This is a genomic window from Desulfovibrio sp., assembly GCF_047607245.1.
Lineage (GTDB): Bacteria > Desulfobacterota > Desulfovibrionia > Desulfovibrionales > Desulfovibrionaceae > Desulfovibrio.
Genome location: NZ_JASGDK010000194.1, coordinates 19,155 through 46,087, shown reverse-complemented (window position 1 = coordinate 46,087; position 26,933 = coordinate 19,155). Strand labels below are relative to the sequence as shown.

Genomic DNA, 26,933 nt, shown 5'->3' with positions numbered 1-26,933 from the left:
GGCAGCTCCATCGCGTCGCGCCGCGTTTCGAGAATCACATTATAGCCATGCTTTATTCCCGACCTGGCCGCAACTTCTTCATTAATCTCCACAAAAGCAGCCGGATTGGCCTTTTGCAGTTCGGGCACCTTTCCCGTCATTGTGGCTGTATGCCAATGGTCGATAACGCGCATGGATGTGAGGTACAGGGGATAATCGGCATCTGGCTCTTCCGCCGCGCCCTTGGCCGGGCGCATCCAGATCACGGCCTTGCCGTCCGGTTTGCCATAAAAGAAGAAACGGTCCGGGTGGTCTGCCGGAACACACGGGTCTTGCCCGCGCACATAACGAAGGGACGTTCCGGGGTGATCTTCACTGGGGCAGGGCCAGAGGATGCCAGATTCCTTGCGCAGGCGGTCTCTTGTCATGCCCGAGAAGTCATATGTGGTTCCCTTGCCGACCATCCGCCACTCATTCCATACGTCTTCGGCATTATTGAAATTGACGAGCTTGGGGTCCACACCCGCACGCTTGGCGAACTCCACAAGGGTGTTGACCGTGGGGCGGCACTGGGCCGGAGGTTCCACAGCCTTTTCGGTGAGAGAATAACGGCGCTCGCCGCAACCGTACACGCCATCACGCTCACACCAGAAAGCCGGGGCAAGCACCAGATCCGCATACTCCAGCGTGACCGCGTCAGGAAAAGCCTCAATGCAGACAATGAAAGACTCGGGGTTCGACATGGCCTTGTGAACCTTGTTCAGGTTGGGCAAGGTGTGGGCCGGGTTCGTCTCGCATATAATCATGCACTTCACGTCGCCCTTGCCAAGGGCCTCAAACATGGCCACCGTATGATACCCCGGTTCGGCGGCTATACGACCTTCAGGCAAACCCCACAGTTTTTCCATTTCCGCCCGGTGCTTGGGATTGGGAATGGCGCGTCCGGCGGGCAGCAGATGCGAAAGTACGCCGCCATCGCGAACGCCGCCGCAGGCGTTGGGTTGGCCTGTAAGTGAAAACGACGTGGCCCCAGGACGGCATATCTGTCCGGTAAGCAGGTGCAGATTGTGGATGAGGTTGTTGGCAAAAACACCCTGCACCCGCTGGTTGATGCCCATGCACCAAAGGCTCATGGTTGCGCCTGATTCCGCAAAGGCGCGGGCAGCCCCATATATCTGCTCAACAGGCACACGGCATATTTCCGCCACTTTCTCTGGCCGGTAGTTTTCCAGAAAAGCCTTGTAGCCTTCGAAGTCAGATGGCTTGCCCTCGGCATCCATAAAGTTGACGTACCGCTGCCAGAACCGCGGGTTATCCAGTTCTTCATTGATAATGACCCAGGCCATGCTGTGCATGAAAGCCAGGTCAGTGCCTGGGCGAAAAGCCACATGCATGTCGGCTATGCGCGAGGTATTGGTGCGGCGCGGATCAGCCACAATGATCTTCACGCCCGGTTCCACCTGCTTGCGGCGGGCTATCCGGCGAAAGAGCACGGGGTGCGCTTCTGAAGTATTAGATCCGATAATAAAAAAACAGGTGGCCTGATCCATATCGGCATAGGTGCCCATAGGCTCGTCCTTACCGAAACTGGTCAGGTAGCCGCCAACGGCTGAGGCCATGCACAGACGGGGATTGCCGTCTACGTTGTTGGTGCCGAATCCGCCCTTGAAAATCTTGTTGGCCACATAGCTTTCTTCCGTAAGGCATTGCCCCGAACCATACCAGGCCACCGAGTTGGGGCCGTAGGTGTCTATGCTGTGCCGGAATTTTGAAGCCATAAGGTCCAGAGCTTCGTCCCAGCTTACGGGTTCGAGCTTGCCGCCCTTCTGGCGGCGCACCATAGGTTGCGTTACCCTTTCCTTGGAATTGAGCACGGGGATAAGCAAGGAACCCTTGAGGCACAATAGGCCTGCATTATGGTTGTTGGGGTCGCCCTGAATGGCCACGGCCTTGCCGTTTCTGACACCAACAAGAACCCCGCAGCCTGTGCCGCAATAGCGGCAAACGCCCTTGACCCATTTTTCGGGTTTGTCGTCGGCGGCATGGGCCAATGAAGCCAGTCCTGCGCCCGAAGCCGCCGCCATTGCGGTGGACAGGGCAAAAAATTTCAAAAAGTCACGGCGTGAAGTACTCATATTTTCAACCTCGCTATTAGCTGGCGTAAAGGTCTGTTGCGCATCAAAGGCTTCTGCTTTTTTCACAAAGACCGACCATCTCTGCCGGAAAGGCCGCCTCCGGGCTCGCTCAACAAAGCAAGCACGCGCAGCATTTGACCATCACGGCACGCATCACAGGTCCGTCTTGTTTGTGGGCATGCGATATTCATAAGCCCGGCCATGCATGGGACTCTGATGATAGGGATGGCAACTCACGCAGTCGTCGCGCTTGCCGAATTTGGCTTCCATGCGCTGTATGGAAAGTGAATGGCAGCGCGCGCACACCTCGACCCCTGGTTTACGCGCAAAGGGAATGGCTCCCTTGCCGTCAGGCATGCCGTGGCAGGTCTGGCAACGCACGAGGGTGACGCCATGCTTGCTCTCATACCATTCCTGAGCGATGCGCGGTGTGCTTTTGGCGTGGCAGCTATAGCAATCACCTTCCATCTGTGGCGATGAAAGATGTTTCGCCGCCTCACACCGCTCGGCAGGAAAAGCCCAGGCCATGTAGACAAAATATCCGCCTGTCAGCACAAGCAGGGCCAGCAGGGAAACGATCAGGATCTTACAGGACTTCATGGCCGAATCTCCTTGATTTTCTGCGCGAACGAATGATTGGCGGGTATGCGCTCGTCAAAGACAGGCAGGTGGGCAAGGTTGCGGTGGCATCCCACGCAGCCACTGCGGGACTGGCCGTTTTTGCCCTCATAGTTTTCGTGCGCCAGTCTGCCCTCTTCAGAAACAGGGCCATCATTTTTGGCGTTTCTTGTCAGATTTTGATGACAAGCCCTGCAATTGGCGTCATCGGTGAACCGACGGGCTACAGGCTGCATAGCCGCCCGGCTCAGATCATCTCCGCCTTCGGTGGAATGCACCCACACGTCCTTGAGGCCCAACCAGGCCTTTGCTCCAAGCATGCGAGCGATATTGCCGGAAGGAATGTGGCACTGGCTGCACCCAATGGGTTGGCCTTGCGCGTCTTTGGCATGTGATGAAAAACGCATTTCTTCCTGATAAACGCGCATTTCATGACATGAAAGGCAAAAGCCCGTGCTGGAGGTGTACGCCACGCCGCCGCCAGCCAGAGCCACACATGCCACAAGAACTACGCAGCCTATGACCCAGACGCGTTTTCGTGGATAGGGCATGGGTTAGAACCTCCATCAAAGTAAAAAATAAAATTTAAAAACACCCTGGAAGCGTTGAGGTCCACCACTAAAAAAACCCCATGAGACAACGCACTCTTCGATTTTTCACCCCAAAAGCAAATCCTGTGCCAAATCACAGTTTCCATTTTAACTGTGATTACCAACATAATTTGAGAAAAACATCACAATACCAAAAACCACCATTCACAATTAAATGACAATCGTCATAAAAAAATGACAAGCACCCTCTTGAGTCAGCCCCTACATGACGGCAAGCAGACATCCATATATAGCTGGTATGCCAGCCGCCCGGCCGGCAAAAAAACAAGGCTTGCCATTACCTGTGCGGGCATTGACAAGCCTTGAGTTTGCGGGCAAAGCCCCATGTGCGATAACAATGTCCAAAAAGCTGACTATACAGCTGCGTGTCACAGTCTCCCCAAACTCTTGTAAAAAGCAGGCGATGCCCCCGGAACAACTGATAATTCACCAGAAAGCCACTGCCTGATCTGGTAAAAGTCAGCCGACAAGCCACGCGACTCTAAAAAATCTCTTGAATATCCCATCAAGCTGGGCCACTATGCCGCAAATGTCGTTCGAACTATTTGTAGCCTCGCGCTACCTCTTTTCAAGGCGTAAACAGACCTTCATCTATATAATATCTCTTATGTCTATTCTGGGCGTGGCCCTTGGCGTAGGAGCGCTGGTGGTCGTGCTTGGCGTGTACAACGGCCTTACGACTGACATGCGCGACAAGATTTTGGGCGCCAATGCCCATGCCATCGTCATGTCCTACCTGCCCTCGGCCTTTGAGAACGATGACGGCCTGCTGGATCGAGTGCGCTCTGTCAAAGGAGTGACCGGGGCAACTCCCTTCATCTACACAGAAGTGATGCTGTCGGCTGGCAACGGCGTTAAAGGCGTTGTGTTGCGGGGCATTGACCCGGAATCCGGGCCTCACGTGCTTTCCATGCTGCGCCAGATGCGCACGGGGTCTGCCGCAGACCTGCAAAAAGAAGGAACCCCCGGCCTCATCATTGGTGAAGAGCTGGCCAAAAGACTGGGCCTTGCTGAAGGCAGCCGCGTGAACCTGCTTTCGCCTTCCGGGCAAAAAACAGCTTCGGGCTACGCGCCGCGCATTCGCCCCTTTGAAGTGGTGGGCATATTCAAAACAGGCATGTTTGAGTACGACTCATCGCTTGCCTTCGTAAGCCTAGGCGCAGCTCGCGATGTGCTGGGTCTGCCAGAAAAATATCTGTCAGGCTTAGAACTCACCGTTGACGACCTTTTCAAGGCTGACCAGACATCTGCACGTGTCGCCACCGAACTGGGCTCACCCTTTTACGTGCGCTCGTGGATGGAAATGAACGCCAATCTTTTTGCAGCCCTCAAGCTGGAAAAAATCGGAATGTTCATCTTGTTGACAATGGTGGTGCTTATAGGTTCATTTTCCATCGTGACGACCCTTGTCATGCTGGTAATGGAAAAAACCCGCGACATCGCCATCATGATGTCAATGGGCGCTACCCGCGGCATGATACGCCGTATATTTATGCTTCAAGGCAGTATCATTGGCGTTGTGGGAACTTTGCTTGGGTATGCTTTTGGACTTTCACTAGGCTGGCTGCTCAAGCGCTACCAGTTTATCAAGCTGCCTGAAAACGTGTACACGCTTGACCATCTGCCCATCAGCATCACTGTCACCGATGTGCTTATCGTCGGAGCCAGCGCCATGCTGCTGTGCTTTCTGGCCACCCTTTACCCGGCTCGTCAGGCCGCCCGCCTTGAACCGGCGGAAGCTCTGCGCTACGAATAACCATGTCCGCACTCTATAAATTTTCAAAAGTGGGCAAAGTGTTTTCTGCCCCGGGCGAAACCCTTGAGATTCTCAAGGATATCAGCCTGGTTGTAGAAGAAGGTGAAGCTCTGGCCATAGTGGGAGCTTCCGGCTCCGGCAAAAGCACCCTATTGCATCTTATGGGTGCTCTTGATACTCCAAGTACGGGAGCAGTCTTTTTTGACGGGCAGGACATGGCACACATGACGCCTGATCAAAAGGCGGCGTTTCGCAATAGAACGCTGGGCTTCGTTTTTCAGTTTCATCATCTCTTGCCGGAATTTTCGGCAGTGGAAAACGTGGCCATGCCGGCCATAATCGGCGGCGAACGCCAGTCCGTCATCATGACCAAGGCCCGCGAAATGCTCGAACGCGTGGGCCTTTCGGCTCGTATGGAAAGCAAGATTTCCACGCTTTCCGGCGGCGAAAGGCAGAGGGTGGCCATTGCCCGCGCAGTGCTGATGCGCCCGCGGGTTCTGCTGGCCGACGAGCCCACCGGCAATCTGGACGAAGGTACAGGAGCGCAGGTGGGCACACTTATGAACGAACTTAACCGCGAACTGGGCATGACCCTGGTGGTCGTGACGCACAATCGAGAGCTGGCCGCGGGTATGGGCCGCACTCTGGAACTGAAAGCGGGGACACTGTATGAAAAAAATGTTGCGTAATCTTCTGTCTAACATCCTCTGCGTCACCGCTCTGGTTTGCGCTGTACAGCTCTTGCCCCAAGAAGCCGGGGCCGCTCAGGGACCGCTTGTGCTTGTCCTGCCATTTCAGGTCAATGCCGGTCCTGAAATGCCCAATGCCGCACGCGATGTGCCCCAAATCATTGCCGACCAGCTGAAGCAAAACGGTATGAGCGTGGTGCCTATGAACGCCGCGCGCCAGTTGCAGCAAAGCCGCGGCGAAAACATCGACCTCGCCACCGCGCGCGCGCTGGGCCGTCAGGCAGGCGCGCAGCTTGTCATTTATGGCAGCTTCAATCAGCTTGGCGACGGTTTCAATATGGATACACGCCTTGTTCCTGTGCAGCAGGGCGAAGCGGTACCCGCGGGTTTTGAACGCAATACTCTTGTTGCCCTCGGCGACTGTGCCAGCGCCCTTGCAAGCCGGGCTGCCGAAATGACGAAGGCCAACGCCGCCCCTGTTGCCCAGCAGGCAGACAATGGCCCGGGCTTTGTGCCAATGGGCGCTCCGGCTGCTGCCAAGGGCGGCCTGTCTGACGTACAGGTGCGCGGCATGAACGTCATGGACCCGGACACCGTGCTCATGCGCCTGACCATCCGTAAAGGCGACACCCCTGATGCCCACGCCATCAACGAAGAAGTGAAGCGCATCTGGGAAATGGGATATTTCAGCGACGTGCAGGCCAGCCTTGAAGGCAATGTGCTCGTCTTTACTGTTGTGGAAAAGCCCCGCATCGACAACATCGTGGTAGAGGGTTCCAAGGACATCAAGAAAGACGACGTTCTTGCAGCTATGGGCACAAGAAGCGGCAACGTGCTTAACGAACAGGTTCTTTCCGACGACCTGCAAAAGATTACCGAGCTCTACCGCAAGGAAGGCTACTACCTTGCCAAGGTCAACTACCGCCTTGAAGACCGCCAGAGCGGCCGTGGTGCCGTGCTCGTCATCAATGTGGACGAAGGCAACAAGCTCTACGTCAAAGAAGTTAAAATTGACGGCCTCAAGAACCTGAGTCAGGGCGACTTTGATAAATACATGGCGCTCAAGCCGCGCGGCATTTTCTCGTGGCTGACCGGATCCGGCGTGCTCAAGGAAGAATATCTTGAGCGTGATACCAACGCCATTGCTGCTTACGGCCTCAACGAAGGCTACGTTGATATCCAGGTGGGCGCGCCCCAGGTGGATTATCGTGATGACGGCATCTATGTTACCTTTACGGTAAATGAAGGCCCCCGCTATACTATCCGCAACGTGGTATTTGCGGGCGACGTCATCGACAGCGAAGACAAAATGCTTGAAGTCGTGCAGATGGATGACTGGCAGAAGTCCAACAAGTTCTTCTCCCTCACCGTCATGCAGGAAGATTCCAAGCGCCTGACTGACCACTATGCAGACTACGGATACGCTTTTGCTGAAGTGGACACCAAACTGATCAAGGCCGACGACGGCAGCGATCAGGTGGACGTAGGCTATCTCGTCAATAAAAAGCAAAAAGTCTTCATCCGCCGTCTGATGGTCGAAGGCAACACCAAAACGCGCGACAACGTAATCCTGCGCGAAATGCGCCTGGGCGACGGCGATATGTATGAAGGCGCAAAACTGCGCCGCTCCAATGAACGCCTGAACCGTCTGCGTTACTTCGGCGCTGTGGATATGGAAATCATCCCCACCGGTCAGGAAGACGAAGTCGACCTCAAGGTCAAAGTCAAAGAAGCCAACACCGGCGCCGTCATGGGCGGTATCGGCTACTCCAGTTACTACGACGTGGGCGTCAGCGCTTCTATTATGGAGCGCAACCTCTTCGGACGCGGCTACTGGCTGCAGTTGCAGGGCTTCTTCTCTTGGCGCCGTACGTCGGGCACCCTGTCCTTCACCAACCCCCGCGTGTACGATACCGACCTTTCTTTCGGCAACGACATTTACTACACGCATGACTACTGGGACAACTTCACCAAGGATACCATAGGCGATACTATCCGCTTTGGTTATCCCATTGGCGAATACACGTCTGTTGGCACAGGTTACCGCCTGGAACGCTATAATCTCTACGACGTAAACGACAACAGTTCGCCCTACATCAGAAACTACAAGGGTATTAACTGGACAAGCGCCGTTTCAGGCCGCATCCTGCGCGATACGACCGACAACAAAGAACGTCCAACCAAGGGCACAATAGCACGCTTGTGGGCTGAATACGGCGGTGGCGGCCTTGGCGGCACGGACAACTTCATCAAGTCTGTGGCTGACTGGCAGGGCTTCTGGTCATTTAACCCGCAAAACACGGTTCACCTGCGTGGTCGTGTAGGCGGCGTATTCCAGAACACCAGCGATGAAGTTCCCGTGTTTGAACGCTTCTGGGTTGGCGGCATGGACACCATCCGCGGTTACACCTATTCCGACCTTTCGCCCCGTGACTACAAGTACGGCGGCGAGCAGATCGGTGGTGACCGCATGGCCGTAGCTAACCTTGAATACATCTGGACCTTCCAGAAGGATCTTGGTCTGGCTCTGGTGCCCTTTGTGGACTCCGGTTTCAACATCGACTCCAAAACGATGGGCAATGAATGGGACAGATACATCGTTGCCTCAACGGGTATGGAACTGCGTTGGCGCTCACCGATGGGCGACCTTCGCATAGCCTACGGCATTCCCTTGGTGCAGGACTACGACAAGGAAATGCCCCCCGGCAGAATCGAATTCAGTATGGGCCAGTTCTTTTAGGCCGTGGCAGCATTCACGGACCGTTAAGAACCGCCTGAGCACTGGTTGAGCTTAACTGCACGCGTGGCGCGGGTTTCAAATCCGCGCCACGCTTTTTTGCATCTCACGCTTTTTTGGCATATATTGTGCAAAACTTGTTTGCATGTCAGTGCCTGCTAAAAAACTGCAGGCCAAATAACCACAATCTGCCGCTGCAAAAGGCATAAGGACGTCACAGGTGGACTGTCACTAAAATGACAACCGCGATCAAGCACATGTAAGGAAAGTTCCGTGGCCAGCAAAGCAAAAGCATCTCAAACCCAGGGTGGCGCTCAAGCCAAAACCCAACCCCAAAGCCCCCAGTTACGGCCCAAAGACAGGCCTGAGGGCAATGCTCAAGGCTCGGAGTCAATGGCCCAGCCCAGGCATGGCTTCAAGCGTCTCGCGCCGCCCCTGTTTTTTTTGCTGGCCCTTTGCCTGTTGGTCGTTTTCTTCTATGACACTGGCTACACATCCCTGCCGCCGACTGCCAAACGCTATGATACCGCCAAGGCGGGAATCGAGAGTCTGCGCATGGACGTCAAAAGAGCCAGCCTGCGTGAACCTTGGGAAAAACTCGCTGCTGAATTTCGTGCCATCTATGATGCTGACCCCGGTTGGCCCAACCGCCCCGCGGCGCTTTTTCGCGCGGCGGAAAGCCTTGAAGAGCTAGCCCGCCGCTCCTTTGCCAAAGCAGATGCCCGCAAAGCCATAGAATGTTATGAGGCAGTGGCTCTGCGCCATGCCGACAGCCGTCTGGCTGACGACGCCCTTTTCCACGCCGCCAAGCTCCGGGCAGCCTGGTTCAAGGACGACAAAGGCGCACTGGAACTGCTTAACCGCATCAAAAGCCAATACCCCAAGGGCGACATGCTGCCAGAGGCTCTGGCTTTGGAAAAGACCCTGCAAGCCTCGGCACAAGGGCGCACTGCGCCCGAAGCCCGTCAGATAGCCGCCGCGGAAAGCAAGCCCGCCGTGGAAGACCAGTCTCCATCGGCAGCTGCTCCTGCTTCCACGCCGGACAAAGACAAAAAACGCACAGCTGAAGCCCCATCTGCTGCTGCCGAACAAACCACACTTGCCACCAAACTGGCTTCCCCCGCCGCTCTTTTGCCGCAGGAGCAGCTTTTACCCCGCTACCGCAAAGCCAAATCCGATATGGAAGCCCTGAGCGCAGACAAGGTCCGCTCTTGCTGGAGACAGCCGTGGGAAGAACTGGCGGCGGAGTTTCTGCTTATCTATCAAAGCCGTAAAAACTGGGCCATATCGCCTGGTGCGCTCTTTCGTGCGGCATCCAGCCAGGAATCTCTGGCCAATTGCTCCCATCTTGCGGCAGAATACCGTCAGGCGCGCGACCTTTACCTGAGCCTCGCGCAGGAATTTCCCAAAAGCGCCCTGGCAGACGACGCCCTTTTGCGGGCAGCCGCCATTGATGCAGACCAATTGAACCAGCCAGGTGAAGCCCTTGAACTGCTGGACGCCATTGCCACGCTCTACACGCACGGCGACATGCTGCCACAGGCCAAGACCATGCGCGCGCGGCTTACAGGCGTGGCGGAAAATGCAGAAGCTACGAACGGCAAACCCGGCGCGGCTTCTGCTCGTGACACTTCCCCCGAAGTTCATATGCTTTCATGGAACTCCCTGAACAAGAACTCCGTAGAAATTGTACTTGATCTCTCGGCCCCGGCCCGCTACCGCGCCAAGCTTGAAGAAGGCAAAAAAGGCGCGGCATCCAGCCTGTACCTTGAATTCGAAGATGCTTCCGTGGTCAAGGACGTAAGCCAGGGCGTCACAGTCAAAGGCAGCCTTTTGCAGTCCGTGCGCGTGCGCGACCGTAAAGGCGGCGGTGCCGTAATGCAGTTCAGTTTCAGAGATGTCCGGCGCTTTGACACACAGCTGGAGAGCGACCCCTGCCGTATCATATTGCGAGTAGCAGCCGGAAGCACCCCCCTGCCGCCCCGCCAGGGAGCAGGCGCGGGCTTTGCCCAACAAGACAAGGGCTCTCCCAAGGCAGATGCCAGCGCAAGCGAACCACGCCACGTCAATGACATGGCCCGCCAGCTGGGCCTTACCGTGCGCACTGTCTTCATTGACGCAGGACACGGTGGCCGCGACCCCGGCACCAGCCACAACGGCATTCTTGAACGCGTCATCACTCTGGATGTGGCGACAACTCTGGGGCGGCTGCTGCAAGCCAACGGTGTGGAGGTGGTTTACAGCCGCACCAACGATTCCGGCCTTTCCCTTCGCGACCGCACAACCAGGGCCAACGCAGCAGGCGCGGACCTCTTTGTATCCATTCACGTCAACGCCAATGATGACAAATCCGTCAACGGCTTTGAAACCTACTACCTTGATCTGGCCGAAAATGCAGATTCAGCCCGCGTAGCCGCCCTGGAAAACACGGGCAGCGATCACCGCCTTGGCGACATGCAAAAAATGCTGGCCGACGTAATGCTGAATACAAGAGTTGATGAATCACGCAAACTTGCTCAAGATGTTCAGCGGCTTACTCTTTTCAGATTGAAAAAACGCGAATATACAGTCCGCAATAACGGAGTCAAATCTGCGCCTTTTCATGTACTTCTTGGTGCACAGATGCCAGCGGTTCTTGTAGAGCTTGGCTACTGCACCCATGCCGATGAAGCACGCAATCTCGCTAATGCCAAATACCGTCTGGCGCTGGCTGAAGGGTTGGCAGAAGGCATACTTGCATACAAGGATCGACTGTTAAAAAAACGGACAGCCCAGAATTCCTTGACGCCCGAAAGCGCTGGTGCTATGTGATGCAGGGATTTGAAATGCGTGCCGCATAAACGTATTAGAAGAATAAAGCTCAGTTGCACTGGTGCGGTAAACACCCCCCTACCTGCTTGTGCAAAGCGGACAAGGGACGCAAATTCCACACAATTATACAGTTTCTTACGGCGCAAGGGTCATCCCAATTCCGCAAGGACGAGATATAAAAACAGCAATCGGGGAAGGAGTACTTTAAATGCGCAAGGTTTTGATGATGACCCTCGCGGTCTGCATGCTCTTGGCCGGAACGGCCTTTGCGGCTGACAGCAATGCCGTGCCCGCCGCCAAAATTGGCGTTGTAGACATGCAAACGGTGGCCACCCAGAGTGAGCCCGCCGAAGCTGCCAAAAAGCTGATGGAAGACAAATTTGGCAAAGAACGTTCAGCTCTTGAAAAGCAGGGTGAATCCCTGAAGAACAAGGCTGAAGCGCTCAAGAATCCCAAGGTCAGCGAAGAAAAGAAGCTTGAATTCATCCGCTCCAAGCAGGATCTGGATCAGAAGACCCGTAACTTCCTGCGCAAGGTTGAGCAGGAAGAAGTGAAGCTGCGCCAAGATATGGTTACCCTGGTTTTCAGCGCCACCTATGAAGTGGCTCGTGCCAAGGGCTTCAACTTTGTTGTTGACGTAACCGCCGGCGGCGTTCTGTATGCTGATCAGTCTATGGATCTGACGCAGGACGTGCTCACTGAAGTGAACAAGCTTTACAAAGAAAAGAAGAACGACAAAAGCGGCAAAAAATAACCGCTTTTCGGCATTACGATACGGCCTCTCGACCCTGACGGGGCGGGAGGCCTTTTATTTGGCGGGGCATCCACCGGACCAGACGCATAACGTCGACCTTGAACGGGCATGCCCCCTTGGAGCTTCGTGAATATCAGTGGTCAATGGCGGCCCCCGCCCACGCCACGCCAAACTGCCTCAGGAGGCCACATGCAGGAATCAGCCCCTCAGACCCAGAGCATGGACATACAGCGCATATTACGCCTGCTGCCCCACCGCTACCCTTTTCTGCTGGTGGACAGAGTGGTGGAATGCGTGCCGGGTTCACACATCAAGGCCTACAAAAACGTCACATTCAATGAGCCGTTCTTTCAGGGGCATTTTCCCGATGCCCCCATCATGCCCGGCGTGCTCATCCTTGAAGCCCTGGCCCAGACAGGCGGCCTGCTGGCCATTGCCGGAATGGAAAGCCTGGACGACAAACTTTTCCTTTTCACTGGCCTTGACGGCGTGAAATTCCGCCGGCAGGTGGTTCCGGGCGACCGCCTGGAACTTGAATGTTCCAACCTGCGTATGAAGCTCAAGCTCTGCAAAATGGAAGCCCGCGCATTTGTGGACGGAAAACTGGCTGCGGAAGCGCTAATTACCGCCGCCATAGGCGACAGACCCAAGGGATAGCACATTCTGCAAAAGAGGCGGACAGGCAACAAATCAGCGCCAGAATTGCACACCGTGAGAATATACACTCTCAACGGTGAAGAGACGCCAGTTAAGCGGGTTCAGTAATGACGGATAAAGCGCGGCTGCACGCAGCCAGCAGATGTCCCGATTCGCCTGCGCAGGCGCAACCAGCCACTGGGCATATGACAGAGCACGCCCGTGCTCCCATAAAATCACGTTGAAAGGTCGTCAGTAAAACTCAGGCGGCCTTTTTGCGTTTCTGCACCAGAGTCACCAAAGCACTGGCCCCAAGAGCCGCAACAGTGGCCAGTACATAGCAAAACCACAGCGGCGTGTGCTCAACCAGAGCCATAACAATGGCGGCAAACGCAATACAGCCGAACCACCCGGCCATAAGCCCACGGTATATGCGCACTACGGCCCATGCCCCCTGTGTGGCATGAATAAAGGGGACCATCGCGCAAATCATGACGGGAAAGAACATGAGCACGCCGCTCCAGCCCGCGCCAAGCCAATGGGCAATCTCAGTGACGGCATAGACCAGCAATGAGCCAAAGGCCATTTGAACAGCAATGAGCCACCAGTGTGAACGCGGTTGTGAAACAACTTCTGACATGCCTTGCCTGGGCAGACAGAACAACACCAGCAGGGGCGACAGCAAAGAAAGTGCAAAGGCAGCCCACGGCCAGTAAGGAAAAAACTGCACAAGCCAGCCGCCCAGAAAGTATATGCCAAGCGAAAGGGCAATGGCCAGATACCAGGGTACGCCCAGCACAGCCAGCCAGGGATAGGCCACAGCGGCCAGCCCGTTGGCATCAATGCCAAGCAGCGTACTGTAGGAAGCGTGCGCGGAAAAGGTCACCCCTTGCTCAAGAGTCAGAAAAAAAGAAAGGGGGCCAGACACCACAGGCAAACCTGCCGCCACTCCCCCTACAAAAGCTCCCCACCGCCGGGTGATGAGCATGCAGATCAAAACCAGCAAGGGCGTCAAAATCAGTTTGAATGCAAGAATTCCGTTCACGACACTCTCCTGGCCACAAGACAAAAGCCGACAAGCATAAGGCGACGTTATGACACGAGCAGAAGCCATAACGCCGCCCTCTCTTCAAGGCAAGAAGAATAACTGAACAAGCCCGGTAATATCAGGGACGAATATATCCACCCACAACACCTTTTGGGCTCAACACAATCTGCCATAATTGCAGATCACGCGCGCGGAATGCGCCTGCACAACTCAACAGATAATACAGAAACATACGGCTCTGCACTTCACTGCACTCAAACTTACCCTCTTTTTGACCCTTGATAAAGTTATCAGCCCAGCACACAAGAGTTTTGTCGTAGTCTGCGCCAAAATTATGCCAGTCCTCCATAACAAATCGCCCTTCCTCGCATTTTCCCAAAAGGGAAATGCTGGGCAGAATGCCGTTTCTGAAAATATACTTCTCTATCCACGGATCCACACTATGGTTCGGTTCGTTGGCTCCGATGGTGTGCAGCAAGAAAAGGCCGTCTTCAGCCAGCAGCTTGCGTACTGTGCCCATATAGACAGCGTAGTTTTTGTGCCCCACGTGTTCAAACATGCCCACAGAGACAATGCGGTCATATGTGCCTGTCAATGATCGGTAGTCCTGCAGCAGCCAGCGTACGTCCAAACCCTGGCTATGGTCGCGCGCATACTGAACCTGGGCTTTGGAAACCGTAACGCCAGTAACGCTCACGCCATAGTGGCGGGCCATGTAGCTTCCAAGCCCGCCCCAACCGCAGCCGAGGTCGAGCACACGCATGCCCGGCTGTAAATGCAGCTTGCGGCAAATCATTTCCAGCTTCTGCTGTTGCGCTTCTTCCAGAGTATCCGCCCCTTGCCAGAAGCCGCAGCTATACTGCATGGACGAATCAAGCATGGCTTCAAAAACATCATTGCCAAAATCATAATGATGCACCGCCACCATATGCGCACGTTCAGGGCTTTGGAGATTACGGAACATGTACGAAAGGATTTCAAACAGGACAGGCAGGGTGAAGCGGAACCGTTTTTCCAGCCCTCCGCGCAAAACCCGGCAGAAGAACTGATCCAGGGCCTGGCAATCCCACCAGCCCTCCATATAGGCCTCGCCCAGCCCAAGATTGGCAAAGCGCAAAACACGGCCATACAGTTTATTATTGTGAACCTGGATATCCCAGGGGCGGGAACCGTCAATGGCCACATCAACCGAAGCAAGCATCTCCTTGATGTCTGATTCACACATAAGCAACTCCATATTGGCCTTGATACAAATCAGCATACAAGACCCATGCAGAATGCAAATATTTTTGCCAGTTACCTAATTTCAGCTCAAGCCATAAGGACAATCCTTATTTAACGCCGTCAAACTTTTTCAAAACCAAAACGCATTGGCCTTGCACACGGGTGAAGTTATCCCTAAAACTCTGTAAATTTTGTCGAAAAATCATTCTTTACAGAATGATAACTTTGAAATTTGAATAATTTCAAAGTCAATTTGATCCAGATTATCGCCATTTATATTTGAAGACAATATTTCGAGCGCATGTTTTGTATGTTACATATATGAAATTTGTTGCATATATCCCATAAGTACATGCAGTTGTATTAAATTTACATCGGCATTTATGAAAAGCGTCCACCAGTTTCTCAAAGAATCCAGCTGTACGCACAAAAAAGAAATGGCGTGGCAAACGCTGTCCAAGGACATTTTCGTTTGCCACGCCGTAAACTGACGGACTGGGAACAGGTGCGCAAAGACTACAGAATTTTCATGTGTGCCAACTGGCGTGTCACCTTTAAAAGGTCTGCGCCATAAAACCACCACACAAGCCCCACCACGCAGAGCAAAAAGCAGTATTCACCAAGACTGCCCGTTGAACACAGCTTGAGCGAAACCTTGTTGCTGCGTGAAAAAGGGGTAAGGGGAACGCCCGAAGGCGTCAACATGTCCAAAACCACATGGCTCAAACCACCAAATCCCAATCCCAGAAGCACATCACGTCCCATTGGGCCAAGTTCGGAACCGGGCAGCGCAAAGGGCACCGCACACAGCGCCAGCCACCAGCCAAACCAGTGGGTGGTTCGCCTGTGCACCGCATTGAACAGTTTTTGCCGCCCGCGCTTTGTTGGAGCCAGCCCTGCCATGCGCTGATCCAGCACATCGGGCAGTACCGCTCCGGCGCAGGCTGCCGCAACGCCAGCCACGGGCAAATGCAAAGCCAGGGCCGCAGCAACGGCTGTGGCCTGATGGGTTATCCATTTCATGACAAACCCGAACTAGCCGCAGCGGGAAAATCCGCAGGCAGGGCAGATAAGGCAGCCCTCTTGAAAAACCAGCCTTTCGCCGCATTCGGGGCAGCAACTGGCGGCAAGATCGCTGACGGTATCCACAACCTCATCCTTGAGATAGCGTTGTTCCAGCACCCAGGCGATGGCATCGGGAATGGAGAGCAACAGCCCCTTGCCACGAAACACGGGGTGCTCGCCGCCAATGCCCTTGATTTGCGCAACAACGTCACGAACATGCACGCCAGAACGCAGGGCCAAAGACACAAGGCGGCCTATGGCTTCGGCCTTGGCAGTAATAGACCTGCCCGATTTGCCTATGGTGGCAAAAACCTCAAAGGGCTTGCCGTCTACCTCATTAACGGTAAGATACATAGCCCCAAGGCCTGTCTGCACCTTGCGGGTAAAGCCCTGCACTTCATCGGGCCGCTTGCGCACCAGCGAAGGCGTGGCCGCAATGGGTGAAACGGATGCAGCACTGCCGGATTGCACCGTGTCGCCCGCTTCAGACGCGCCTTCGCCGTCCATTTTTTTCTGCCCTTCACCCGTGGCCAGCACCTGAATGCTCTTGCAGCCATCGCGGTAGACAGTAACGCCCTTGCAGCCTTCCTCATAGGCCAGCCAGTAGATTTCGCGAATATCCTGTTCCGTGGCGCTGTTGAGCAGGTTCACGGTCTTGGATACAGCATTGTCCGTATGGCGCTGAAAAGCCGCCTGCATGCGCAGATGCCACACCGGAGCAATGTCCATTGCTGTCACAAAAACTTTGCGCATGGGAGCTGGCAGATAGTCCATTTCCTGAATGGAACCCTTGGCGACTACCGCATCCATAAGCTCATGGCTGAACAGTCCCCCGTCCTCCAGCGCAGCCTCGAAGTACGGATTCACCTCCACAAGGCGTTCGCCGTCCAGAATATTGCGGGTGAAGCACAGGGCGAAGAGCGGTTCAACACCCGACGAGCAGCCAGCGATGATGGACAGCGTGCCCGTGGGCGCGATGGTGGTCACAGTGGCATTGCGGTAAGGGCCAAGTTTGCGCCGGGCATACATTGAAGTTTCATAGGCCGGAAAGGGCCCCCGCTCCTGCGCCAGCACAGCCGAAGCCTTGTGCCCTTCCTCCTGCACAAAGGCCATGACGCGCTCGCCAAGGTCAATGCCCTGCTGCGAATCGTAGGACACGCCCAGTTGGAAAAGCAGGTCGGCAAAACCCATAACGCCCAGGCCAATCTTGCGGTTTTTCCGCACGGTTTCGCTGATGCGGTCAAGGGGAAAGCGCGAGGCATCAATGACGTTATCAAGAAACCGCACACCCAGATGCACCACACGGCGCAGTTCGGCCCAGTCTATACCCTTGGCGGCGGGGTCGGCATCATTTTCGTGCCCCGGCACATGAAAGCAGGAAAGGTTGATGGAGCCCAGATTGCAGGCCTCAAACGGTAAAAGCGGCTGTTCACCGCAGGGATTGGTGGACTCAATATCGCCCTGATCCGGCGTGGGGTTATCCCTGTTGATGCGGTCCAGAAAGACAATGCCGGGGTCGCCCGACTGCCAGGCCTTGCGCACCAGCAGGTCAAAGATTTCGCGGGCGGGCAGGCGCTTCATGACCTCGCCACTGCCGGGCGACACGAGGTCATAGTGCTCGTCTTTTTCCACAGCCTGCATGAAGGCTTCAGTCAACCCGACGGAAAGATTGAAGTTATTGAATTCGCCTTCTTTTTCCTTGGCACGAATAAATTCAAGAATGTCCGGGTGATCCACCCGCAGGATGCCCATATTGGCCCCGCGCCGCGTACCGCCCTGTTTTATCTGCTCTGTGGCCGTATTAAAGATGCGCAAAAACGACACCGGGCCGGAAGCCACGCCGCCTGTGGAGCCCACGCGGCTGTCCTTCGGGCGCAGGCGGGAGAAGGAGAATCCCGTGCCGCCGCCGGACTTGTGTATCATAGCCGCATACTTGACGGCGTCAAAAATCTCTTCAATGGAGTCGCCCACCGGCAGCACAAAGCAGGCGGAAAGCTGCCCCAGATCCGTGCCTGCATTCATGAGCGTTGGCGAATTGGGCAGGAACTTCCAGCTGGTCATGATATCATAAAAATCGCGAGCCAGTTGAGTACACTTCTGACTGGAACCTTCGTATTTTTCTTCTTCAACGGCGATGGAAGAAGCCACACGCCAAAAGAGATCGCGCGGGGTCTCGACAATCTGGCCGTCCAGGTTTTTGCGCAGATAACGCTTTTGCAAAACGACTTCGGTATTGGGCTTCAACTGCGGCTGAGGAAGATCTTTAGGCATTTCAGGCATGGGAAGAATAACCTTGGATTGAAGTTGTGTATGGCAAAAACAGCCCTGCGGGACCAAAGACAAGTATACACGTATGCGCAGCAAATAAAAGCCCCGGCAACTTGAGGCCTAGGATAACATGTTGAATTAAATTATTTTACATAGTGATAAATATTTTTAATAAGCTTCATCTATCATGTGAAAGCCCCCACAAGGCGCTTGCATGCAGGCCTTGCGGGGGCTTTTCAACCTTGCAAAAGTATTTTTACGATTTTTTTCCGGCCTTGCCGTCACGCCACTGAGGTCTGCGAGAATTTCGCGCAGGAAAAGGCTGCTGCTGGCGCGACGCGGGAAAGCCCGAAGAAGGAGCCGCAACGGGCGCAGAGCCACCAGGCCGCCGCACAATTCGCGCTCCACTTTTGCCGTCACGCCGTGCATCAGGGGTCACCTGCACTTCAAGCAGGCTGCCGGAGGGCAGGCCCTCGGCATCTTCCAGCAGCAACAGCCCGCAGGCCGCGCAGGCATAGCGGCCCCGGCCAGCCAGGCCTGGCACAGCGAAGGGGGCGGTCAACACGCGGGCCTGCATGGCCCCGGAGGTTTTGCGCCCCTGCCCTTCCACCCCAGACAGAGCGTCGGGCGCAGCTACAGGAGAAAGCAGCAACGGCGCGAGGCTCAGGCCACTTTTGGCAAGCCCGGCTTCGGCTGAAAGGTCTTCAAGCCAGCGGGGGGCGTCTTCACTGCCAAAAGTAAAGTGGCACCATGTGCGGCCTCCCTGCCGACCCAACAAAGGACAGTCTGCCTGATGCGGACAAGGGGCCAGAGCTGTAAGCCCACCTTCCACGGCCAACTGGCGCAAATCCATAATAGTCGAGCCGCCCAGGCGCGTGCCGGGCTCCACAAAAAGCAGCGCAGGACCAGCAGGCTGCCCTTCAGACCGCCCTCTGGCAGAGCCGTGCGTGCGAAACAGGGGAGCAAGCGTATCCATAAAACGCACAAGCTTTTCCTGGCGGCAATCGTCGGGCCGCTCTTCAGGGTCCATCGGCTGACCGGGAACGCTTGTGCGGTCGTCCGCATTGTAAGTATCCACAACCCCCATCTGGCCCGCGGCATCCATTTCGTCTTCATAGCCGTCCAGCGAGCTGGCGCGTCCGCCACGCTTGCCAAAGCGCAGCTCGTTGAGCACATTGGCCGCACTGACCAGCCAGGGACGGACCTGCCCCCCGGCCAGCAGAGGTGCGGCCTGTCTGGCCGCATGTTCCAACGGCGCGCGCACAGTCTGCACGGCCCACGGCTGATGATACGTCAATGTGGCCATTTCTTTCAGCAGGGTATGGCCCAGTTCCAGGGGCTGCGACGAGTTGTCCAGAGCCAGCACCTGGATGGGAGCCTGACGCCACTGGGGCCGGGCCAGCCACAGGGCCAAAGGCAAGGTCAGTGGGCCGGAGCCCACGTCCAGCAGCAAAGCCTTACCGCCCTGAGCCACTGCCAGATGCGGATCAGGCAGAGGCATGGCTGACAGCAACCGGGTGAGCCGCACCAGATTCCAGGGTAAAAAGTAATACAGATAGGCGCTCACAAAAGCCGGGGTGCCCCAATAAGGGCGGTCAAGAGCCGCCCGCTCGGTCGTGAGCAAGCGTGACAGCCGGGCCACGTCATCAGGCAGCGAACGCCGATGGGCGGCGCTCAAAGGCCACACACGCGCCAGTACCTCCGGCAGTTGGCCGAGGATATGCCGCACCTCTTCCGTCAAAGGCGGAAACAGCGGCGCTGCCCCGCGCCATGCATTATTATAGACAGCCGCCGGGCGGGGTGCGCGGGCAGTGTCACCGTGCATCTCAGTCCGGTTTCTGCCCTGACCAGCGTCACGATCAAAGCCGTGCTTCGCGCCGCTTCTGCCTCTGGCTGGCGCACCAGCCTTACCGGAATATGGTCTGTCCGGCCTGTCCGATCTATCAGGTCTACCCTGCCTATCTGATCTATCTGACCTATCAGGTCTGCCTGATCTGTCTGGTCTGTCGGACCAATTTGATCTGTCGGATCTATCAGATCTGTCGGGCCTGTCTGATCTAGCGGGTCTGTCAGACCTATCTGGCCTGCCCGATCGATCAGGTCTGCCCTGCCTGTCCGGCCTGCCCGGCCGATCGGGGCCCTGCCTGTCGGAATGCGGCGAACGCTGATCGCGTTCCCTGTCTTTGTCCTGATCAGACGGCTTGCCAGACCAGTTTTTGTCAGGCCAACTTTTTTCGGGCTTGTCGTTGTCAGACCGGGGCTTGCCGGGGCTGTTCTTGCCAGACCTGTCAGACCTGTCTGATCTGTCAGGCCTGCCTGCCCTATCGGGTCTGCCTGATCTATCGGTTCTGTCGGATCTATCAGGCCGATCTGACCTGTCGGATCTGTCTGATCTATCGGGCCTGTCGGGTCTGCCCTTATCTGATTCAGGTTTACCGGGCCTGCCTTTGCCAGAGCCGGGCTTTCCGGGTCTGCCGCTGCCAGAGCCAGATCTGTCCGCCCCCGCCCTGTCGGGCCGGGACCGATTTTCGCCGTTTTTATCCTGTCCGGGCTTGCCTGAGTGTCCGCCGCCGGGGCGTGGACCACCGAAACGAGAGCCGCCGGAACGTGACGGTTTATCCGAACGCTTGTCGCGTGAAGTGCCGTCGTCGCGGGAAGGGTTCGGACGGGATTTTTTATTATTCTGGTCTGACATTTATGCTCCAAAGCGCATATGGCGCAAATAGGTCTGATGAAAATTTTCTTCTTCCACAAGAGGCAGCAGCCGTGATGTTGCACACAGGCCAGCCAGATTTTCGCGCATCTGCGCATCTATGGCCAGCAGAGCCGCTCCCTCCAAAGAGGCGTTGCCTACGGCCCGCAGCCGGGGGGCCAGTGCTGAAGGCAAAAAACCAAGGGTTTGCAGGTCATGAGCCCGCACATGTTCGCCCAAAGCCCCGGCTAGACACAGCGCGGCCACTTCGGCAGGGGCCAGCCCCGCCGCCGCCAGCAGACTCTCCAGCGCCAGAGCAAAGGCCGCTTTGACCTTGAGCAGTTCTTCCACATCGGCGGCGCACAGCCACATGCCGTGGGGCAACCGCAGCCGCATGCCGCCGCTGTCTTTACCAGCCTCAAGACCAGAGGCCAGCCTGCGGGCCAGGGGCATAGCCGGGGCGGCTTCAAAACCGCCGTCCTCCCGCATAAGGCCCGTCCGCAACAGTACGGCCAGTAATGACATATACCCGGTGGCGCTGATGCCGCGCGCCTTGTGCATTTCAGCTTCCGGGCCGGACCGCCCGTTCGCCAGCGACCGAGCAGATATAGCCTGACAGGAAGGGCAAGGGCATTGCCCGCCGTGTTCCGGCCCATCGTTCTCTGGCCTGGCATCTTCCGGACTCTGCGCAAAAAAATGCGCATTCAGGCCTGCGGGCGCAAGACTGAAATCTGTAATAACCCCTGGCCCGGCCAATTGCCCACACTGCGGGCCAATGCCTTCAAGCGCCGGGCCCAGAGGCACGCTGGCCAGCAAAAGCCTGCCCGCCGCATCCACAAGCGCCAGTTCGCCATTGGTGCCAAGGTCTGCCAGCACAAAGGGCCGGGGCGTACCGGCAGCCAGCAGAGCGGCCAGCCCCGCGCTTATGTCGCCGCCCACAAAGGGAGCTGGCAGGGGGGGAATGTACACTGGCGGCAAAGCGGGCACATCCACATTTTTGTGCCCTTGGTGCCCAAGTCTGTAGGGCGCTGCGCACAAACCATCTACGGGAAGATCCAGAAAGATGTCCGTCATGGCCGTATTGGCAGCCACGCACAAATTTGCAACTCGCGCGGTCCCGCCCTGCTCGAGCGAGCCGACGACACTGCGCAGGCTGCGACGCACCAGTTCAGACAAAACCATGCGGCCCTGTGGCTGCATGGCCACGGCCAATCGTGACATGACATCGGCCCCGGCGCCAGCCTGCGGGTTCAGAAAACTGCCCTGGGCTACAGTAGTTGCGACGCCCGTAGCAGTGCCTGCACCACCCGCGCGCGCATCTTCCGCTTCGGGCACGGCAACAGCCCGCCAATATACGGAAGTCGTGCCCAGATCCACCGCCAAGGCAAGGGAAACGCCATCAACGGCAGAGCTGGCTGGCGGAGTGTTATCCGCCGTTGCCTGCCGCATGTCCACCATAAAATCCACACTGGATGTTTTTTCCTGATCAGAAGGCAGGGCCAGATTTTCTGCTGGAAGCTCCAGTACAAGCCTTGCAGCGTCAGGCACTTGACGGCGGCAAGCCAAACGCCAGCCTTCACCCAGCTCGACAGTTGAAAAAATATCCGATTCGGCAGGCAAGGGGGCTGGAGCATCAGCCACAAAGCGAACCCGGCAGCGGCCACAACAGCCCAACCCGCTGCACAGCGGCAGAGGGGGCACCAGCCCGGAAAGCCAGATGGCCCGTGAAAGGCTTTCGCCCGGTGTGGCCTCTATCTCAAGGGCTGTGACGCCTGCATTTTCCCCGGAAAGGAAGGGCGTTCTGGCAGTGGAAAAAAGTTGTAACAGCATGGATGTCGCTCCGGCTGTAGCCTGCCTCAAGGGGCACAGGTTGGCAAGAAAAAGCGTATGGCCCTTACTTTACCGCCTTTGGCTCTGCCCTGTACTTGTCAAAATGGCCTTTTTCTTGCAAGGTTTGCGGAAGAAGAACAAGCGAACCTTCACCAGATATTTTTGAGGCTGGCATGAACAAAGTTTTGGCGCAAGATGAAGTGGATGCCCTGCTGCGCGGGCTTTCAGGCGGTGAAATAGAAAGCGAAGTCGAGGTCACGGAAGATGATTCCGGCATCGTATCCTTTGACCTCGCCAATCAGGACCGTATCATACGCGGGCGTATGCCCGTGCTTGAGATCGTCAACGACCGCTTTGCCCGGCTTTGCACCAACGCTCTTTCCAACTCCGTGCGCAAACGCGTTGAGTTGAATCCCATATCCATTGATATGACCAAATTCGGCGAATTCATGCGTTCGCTGCCCGTGCCCACGTCCATCAACATCTTCAAGATGGACCCCCTGCGCGGCAATGCCATCATGGTGGTGGACTCCCGGCTGGTCTTCGCCCTGGTGGAAAGCGTTTTTGGCGGCGCAGGTTCGCAACCCAAGGTGGAAGGGCGCGAATTCACCCGCATCGAGCAGGCGGTGGTGGACAAGATCGTCAAAATCGCTCTTGAGAATATGGAAGAATCGTGGCGGCCCGTGCACGATGTGAAGCTTGAGCTGGTGCGCAGCGAGATCAACCCGCAGTTCGCCGCCATTGTGCCGCCCAGCGATGTTGTGGTGGTCATTACCTTTGAAGTTGAGCTTGATACGGCCCTGGGGTCCATGATCATCTGCCTGCCCTACGCCACCATTGAACCCATCCGCTCCAAACTGCACGCCAGCTTTCAGACAGAAAGACTTGAAGTGGACCACGCGTGGGTGGCGCGCCTTAAAGAGCGCCTTCTGGAAACCCCCATTGAACTCAAGGTGCGCTTTGGCAGCACCACCATTACGGGCAACCAGTTGCTGCGCATGCAGGTAGGCGACGTTCTGGTACTGGATACGGACCAGGAAGACCTGCTGGACTGCACCGTGGCGGGCGTGTGCAAGTATCAGGGTATTGCCGGAACCGTGAAGGCCATGAAATCTTTCCAGATCGTCAAGGAAAATGAACCACAGTACACTTGATGGTGGTTACAGACGGCCTTGATCGTCACCATAGCCGCAAGTTTACAACAGACTTCGCAAGCTCTTTCACAGCAAAAGGCCCGGTTTATGCCGGGCCTTTACGTTTCTTTCCAAATCTATTTTTGCAGAACCAGACGATTTTTTTTCAACTCGCTGATCATTCCTTCATCTTTTCCAGCATGCGCGCCGTGCGCAACTGCCGCATGCGGGGAGCCAGAATGCGCACCGTAGCCGCAGGCAGATGCGGCACCACAGCCACGCCGTCAGGAACCTCATCATCGTCCTTGTTCTTGCTGCCGTCGGGATGCAGCAAAATGCTCTGACAGCCTGCCGCAAGCCCCGCCTGCACATCGCGCACGCGGTCGCCGATCATCCATGAGTTGGCCAGATCAAGGTCAAGCTCGCGGGCAGCTTGCAGTATAAGGCCCGGCTCAGGCTTACGGCACTGACACGGCCCGGTGATCTCGGGCAGATGAGAACAATAGTACCATGCATCCACAACCGCATTTTTTGCAGCCAGGTCTGCATTGACCCATTGTTCCAGCAGGCGCAGATCTTCGCGGGTATACATGCCCCGTGCAATGCCGGACTGGTTGCTCACCACCACAAGCACGTAGCCCACGGCGTGCAGGCGTTTGAGCGCCTCGGGCACGCCCGGCAGCCATTGCCAGTCTTCCTTGCGGTGCACATAGCCGAGATCCTTGTTCAGGGTACCGTCACGGTCAAGAAATACTGCCCGCCGCAAAACCTTGCTGTCTCCCATACTCTTTCTCCTGGCCGGTCTTCGCGCGGCAATTGCCGCTATTTACAGTGCACTAATCCCGCACGTACTGCTCAAGGACCCTCAAGTGCCCACTACCCGCCGCCCTGCTTATTGCAGATGCCCAGCCTGTTGGCGGCACAGGGCATCATGCCGAAAATTCCGGCTCAATGCAAAAAAACAGGCAGGCATGACATGAAAACAGCCCCATATCCAAAGAGACACGGGGCCGCAAAAATATCTTGAAAGAAGCGCAGATCAGCGCTTGTTGTGGTAGTCGCGCAGTGCCGCGGCTTCTTCGGCAGCCTGGGCGACCGGAGCGGGCACGATGGTCTTGCCAATGGGACACAAGGCCAAAGCCGCCAGCTTGACGTGCTGCCACGCGAAGGGAATACCGATAATGGTCACAGCACAGCAGATGGCAGACAGCAGATGCCCGATGGCGATCCATATACCTGCCAGCAGCAGCCAGATGATGTTGCCCACCGTGCCAAACACGCTGGTGCCCACATCAGGAGTGCCCGTCAGCACGTCGCGCGAAACGGGCATTTTGCCAAAGGGGAAAAAGGCGAAGTTGCCCATGACAAAGCACGCGCGGCCCCAGGGAATGCCTACGATAGAGATGAAACAGAGCACGCCGAACATCCACCACATAAGGCCCATAAAGACGCCACCCAATAAAAACCACAGTGCATTGCCAAGACAACCCAGGGTGCTGTTCACGGAGTTCTCCCAAGTATGGGTGGTTGCGGAGCAAAAGGCCGTGCCGGAGCAATGTTGTTTACAATGCCCCTGGCGCTGGCGTCATTAAACGCTCGCCCCAAAATGCAAATGCTGCCTCTGCCGCTGCCCAAAGGATTACGGAAAAGCAGCATTGCTATTTTTGCGAAATCAAACACCGAAGTGGCCGTGCTTCACCTCTGCGAATGTGCGTCCGCAGAGGTGACCAGAACTAGAAGTTCACCACAACCTGTTCGGTTTCATTGCCGTCGCCCTTGCTGCGGCGGGCCACATCGCCGATGTGCCAGGCGCGCAGATTGAACGCCTGAATACGGCTGATGGCCTCTTCACTCTGATCAGGGGGCAACACCATCACATAGCCTATGCCGCCGTTGAAAATCTGCAGAATTTCTGGCCAGGAAAGGTCGCCCGTTTCTTTAAGCCAGCGGAAGACAGGTGCCATTTGCCAGCTGCCGAAATTAATGCGGGCTTCCACCTGGGCAGGCAGAACGCGGGGAATATTATCGTAAAAACCGCCGCCAGTGATATGCGCCATACCCTTCACGTTGAGGTCACGCAGAAGGGAACGGACGGCTTCAACATAAATGATGGTGGGGGCAAGCATGACGTCGCGCACGCTGGCGCCGTCGGCTCCGGGGAAGGCGTCGTCAGGCTTGAGTCCGCTCTTTTCCAGCACCTTGCGGGCCAGGGAATACCCGTTGGAGTGCAGACCAGAGGACGCAATGCCTACGATATGGTCGCCCACCTGGATGCCCGATCCGTCGATAAGCTTGGCATTATCCACAATGCCCACGCAAAAACCCGCGAGATCATACTCTCCGGGGGCGTACATGTCGGGCATTTCAGCGGTTTCTCCGCCAAGCAGGGCACAGTCGGCCTGACGGCAGCCTTCGGCCACGCCGCCTATAACGGTTTGCGCCGTATCCACATCAAGCTTGCCTGTAGCAAAATAATCTAGAAAGAACAGTGGATTAGCGCCCTGAACCAAAATATCGTTGACACTCATGGCCACCAGATCGATGCCCACGGTATCGTGCTTGTCAAAGGCAAAGGCCAGCTTGAGCTTGGTGCCCACGCCATCCGTAGAGGAAACCAGCACAGGTTCGCTCATGCCGCTGAGGTCAGGTCGAAACAGGCCGCCAAAGCCGCCTATATCTGAAATGACACCCCTGGTCTGGGTGCTTTGCACCATAGATTTGATGCGTGAAACAAGGGTGTTTCCCGCCTCAATGTCAACGCCTGCCTGCGTATAGGCCTTTGCGCGATCGCTGGACATCCGTAGCCTCCTTTGGATTGGCGTTCTTTAGCAGATTTTGCCGCAAAGCCCAAGCGACTTTTTTGACCGCCCGCTGCGCCCGTTTTTCTTCGTGTGCCGCTGTACTCTCCGGGGTGCTGCAACTGGCTGTTCTACTTTTTTCACCAGCG

General features: G+C 56.3%; 20 protein-coding genes. 7 read left to right on the top strand and 13 right to left on the bottom strand.

The genetic code is table 11. The annotated features are described in order from the left end of the window. The 3 genes from QM579_RS14435 to QM579_RS14425 all read right to left on the bottom strand — a co-directional run. On the bottom strand, positions 1–2,180 hold a 2,180-nt coding region (locus tag QM579_RS14435), incomplete at its 3' end, for a molybdopterin-dependent oxidoreductase (protein WP_414999823.1). A gap of 87 nt (positions 2,181–2,267) precedes the next feature. Continuing rightward, positions 2,268–2,714, bottom strand: a complete 447-nt coding sequence (locus QM579_RS14430; RefSeq protein ID WP_414999822.1) for a hypothetical protein — start codon at positions 2,712–2,714, stop codon at positions 2,268–2,270. Further along, positions 2,711–3,283 carry a cytochrome c3 family protein gene (locus QM579_RS14425; protein ID WP_414999821.1) on the bottom strand — a complete coding sequence of 191 codons (573 nt, stop codon included), beginning with the start codon at positions 3,281–3,283 and terminating at the stop codon, positions 2,711–2,713. The genes QM579_RS14430 and QM579_RS14425 overlap by 4 nt, the downstream gene beginning before the upstream one ends. Positions 3,284–3,872: 589 nt before the next feature. On the opposite strand from QM579_RS14425, the gene QM579_RS14420 reads away from it, so the two are divergent. From QM579_RS14420 to fabZ, 6 genes are all read left to right on the top strand, one after another. After that, positions 3,873–5,099 (top strand): lipoprotein-releasing ABC transporter permease subunit, encoded by a 1,227-nt coding sequence (locus tag QM579_RS14420; protein WP_414999820.1) that lies wholly within the window; start codon positions 3,873–3,875, stop codon positions 5,097–5,099. A gap of 2 nt (positions 5,100–5,101) precedes the next feature. Beyond that, positions 5,102–5,788 (top strand): ABC transporter ATP-binding protein, encoded by a 687-nt coding sequence (locus QM579_RS14415; RefSeq protein ID WP_414999819.1) that lies wholly within the window; start codon positions 5,102–5,104, stop codon positions 5,786–5,788. Next, positions 5,769–8,528, top strand: coding sequence for an outer membrane protein assembly factor BamA (gene bamA / locus QM579_RS14410; protein ID WP_414999818.1), 2,760 nt, complete (start codon positions 5,769–5,771; stop codon positions 8,526–8,528). Before QM579_RS14415 ends, bamA begins: the two co-directional genes overlap by 20 nt. A 270-nt stretch (positions 8,529–8,798) precedes the next feature. Beyond that, positions 8,799–11,336 carry an N-acetylmuramoyl-L-alanine amidase gene (locus QM579_RS14405; protein WP_414999817.1) on the top strand — a complete coding sequence of 846 codons (2,538 nt, stop codon included), beginning with the start codon at positions 8,799–8,801 and terminating at the stop codon, positions 11,334–11,336. A gap of 208 nt (positions 11,337–11,544) precedes the next feature. Next, positions 11,545–12,090 (top strand): OmpH family outer membrane protein, encoded by a 546-nt coding sequence (locus QM579_RS14400; RefSeq protein WP_414999816.1) that lies wholly within the window; start codon positions 11,545–11,547, stop codon positions 12,088–12,090. A 189-nt stretch (positions 12,091–12,279) separates the two neighbouring features. Further along, on the top strand, positions 12,280–12,747 hold the full coding sequence (fabZ, locus tag QM579_RS14395; RefSeq protein ID WP_414999815.1) for a 3-hydroxyacyl-ACP dehydratase FabZ: 468 nt from the start codon (positions 12,280–12,282) through the stop codon (positions 12,745–12,747). A 241-nt stretch (positions 12,748–12,988) separates the two neighbouring features. Here fabZ and QM579_RS14390 read toward each other — a convergent pair whose 3' ends face one another. The 7 genes from QM579_RS14390 to QM579_RS14360 all read right to left on the bottom strand — a co-directional run bounded on the left by QM579_RS14390 (position 12,989) and on the right by QM579_RS14360 (position 22,853). Continuing rightward, the gene (locus QM579_RS14390) at positions 12,989–13,771 is read right to left on the bottom strand and encodes a hypothetical protein (protein ID WP_414999814.1); all 783 of its coding nucleotides are present in this window, start codon (positions 13,769–13,771) and stop codon (positions 12,989–12,991) included. 121 nt (positions 13,772–13,892) lie between these two features. After that, positions 13,893–15,035, bottom strand: a complete 1,143-nt coding sequence (gene cfa, locus QM579_RS14385; protein WP_414999813.1) for a cyclopropane fatty acyl phospholipid synthase — start codon at positions 15,033–15,035, stop codon at positions 13,893–13,895. Between the two features lie 479 nt (positions 15,036–15,514). Further along, positions 15,515–16,021: a metal-dependent hydrolase gene (locus QM579_RS14380; RefSeq protein WP_414999812.1), complete on the bottom strand. Its 507-nt coding sequence runs from the start codon at positions 16,019–16,021 to the stop codon at positions 15,515–15,517. A 12-nt stretch (positions 16,022–16,033) separates the two neighbouring features. Further along, positions 16,034–18,343 carry a vitamin B12-dependent ribonucleotide reductase gene (locus QM579_RS14375; RefSeq protein ID WP_414999811.1) on the bottom strand — a complete coding sequence of 770 codons (2,310 nt, stop codon included), beginning with the start codon at positions 18,341–18,343 and terminating at the stop codon, positions 16,034–16,036. Between the two features lie 244 nt (positions 18,344–18,587). Further along, a complete protein-coding gene (locus QM579_RS14370; RefSeq protein ID WP_414999810.1) occupies positions 18,588–20,156 on the bottom strand; it encodes a small ribosomal subunit Rsm22 family protein in 1,569 nt (522 codons plus the stop codon). Then, positions 20,069–20,917: a hypothetical protein gene (locus QM579_RS14365; protein WP_414999809.1), complete on the bottom strand. Its 849-nt coding sequence runs from the start codon at positions 20,915–20,917 to the stop codon at positions 20,069–20,071. The genes QM579_RS14370 and QM579_RS14365 overlap by 88 nt, the downstream gene beginning before the upstream one ends. A gap of 109 nt (positions 20,918–21,026) precedes the next feature. Beyond that, positions 21,027–22,853, bottom strand: a complete 1,827-nt coding sequence (locus QM579_RS14360; RefSeq protein ID WP_414999808.1) for an ASKHA domain-containing protein — start codon at positions 22,851–22,853, stop codon at positions 21,027–21,029. Between the two features lie 173 nt (positions 22,854–23,026). Here QM579_RS14360 and fliM point away from each other — a divergent pair, with 173 nt between their 5' ends. Then, complete coding sequence (gene fliM, locus QM579_RS14355) at positions 23,027–24,007, top strand: flagellar motor switch protein FliM (protein WP_414999807.1); 981 nt, start codon at positions 23,027–23,029, stop codon at positions 24,005–24,007. A 157-nt stretch (positions 24,008–24,164) separates the two neighbouring features. Here the strand turns inward: fliM and gmhB are convergent, their stop codons facing one another. The 3 genes from gmhB to purM all read right to left on the bottom strand — a co-directional run bounded on the left by gmhB (position 24,165) and on the right by purM (position 26,784). Next, a complete protein-coding gene (gene gmhB, locus QM579_RS14350; protein WP_414999806.1) occupies positions 24,165–24,770 on the bottom strand; it encodes a D-glycero-beta-D-manno-heptose 1,7-bisphosphate 7-phosphatase in 606 nt (201 codons plus the stop codon). A 255-nt stretch (positions 24,771–25,025) separates the two neighbouring features. Then, entirely contained in the window at positions 25,026–25,478 is a 453-nt protein-coding gene (locus tag QM579_RS14345; RefSeq protein WP_414999825.1) for a YccF domain-containing protein, read from the bottom strand. Positions 25,479–25,719: 241 nt separating this feature from the next. Continuing rightward, a complete protein-coding gene (gene purM / locus QM579_RS14340; protein ID WP_414999805.1) occupies positions 25,720–26,784 on the bottom strand; it encodes a phosphoribosylformylglycinamidine cyclo-ligase in 1,065 nt (354 codons plus the stop codon). Between the last annotated feature and the right edge of the window lie 149 nt (positions 26,785–26,933).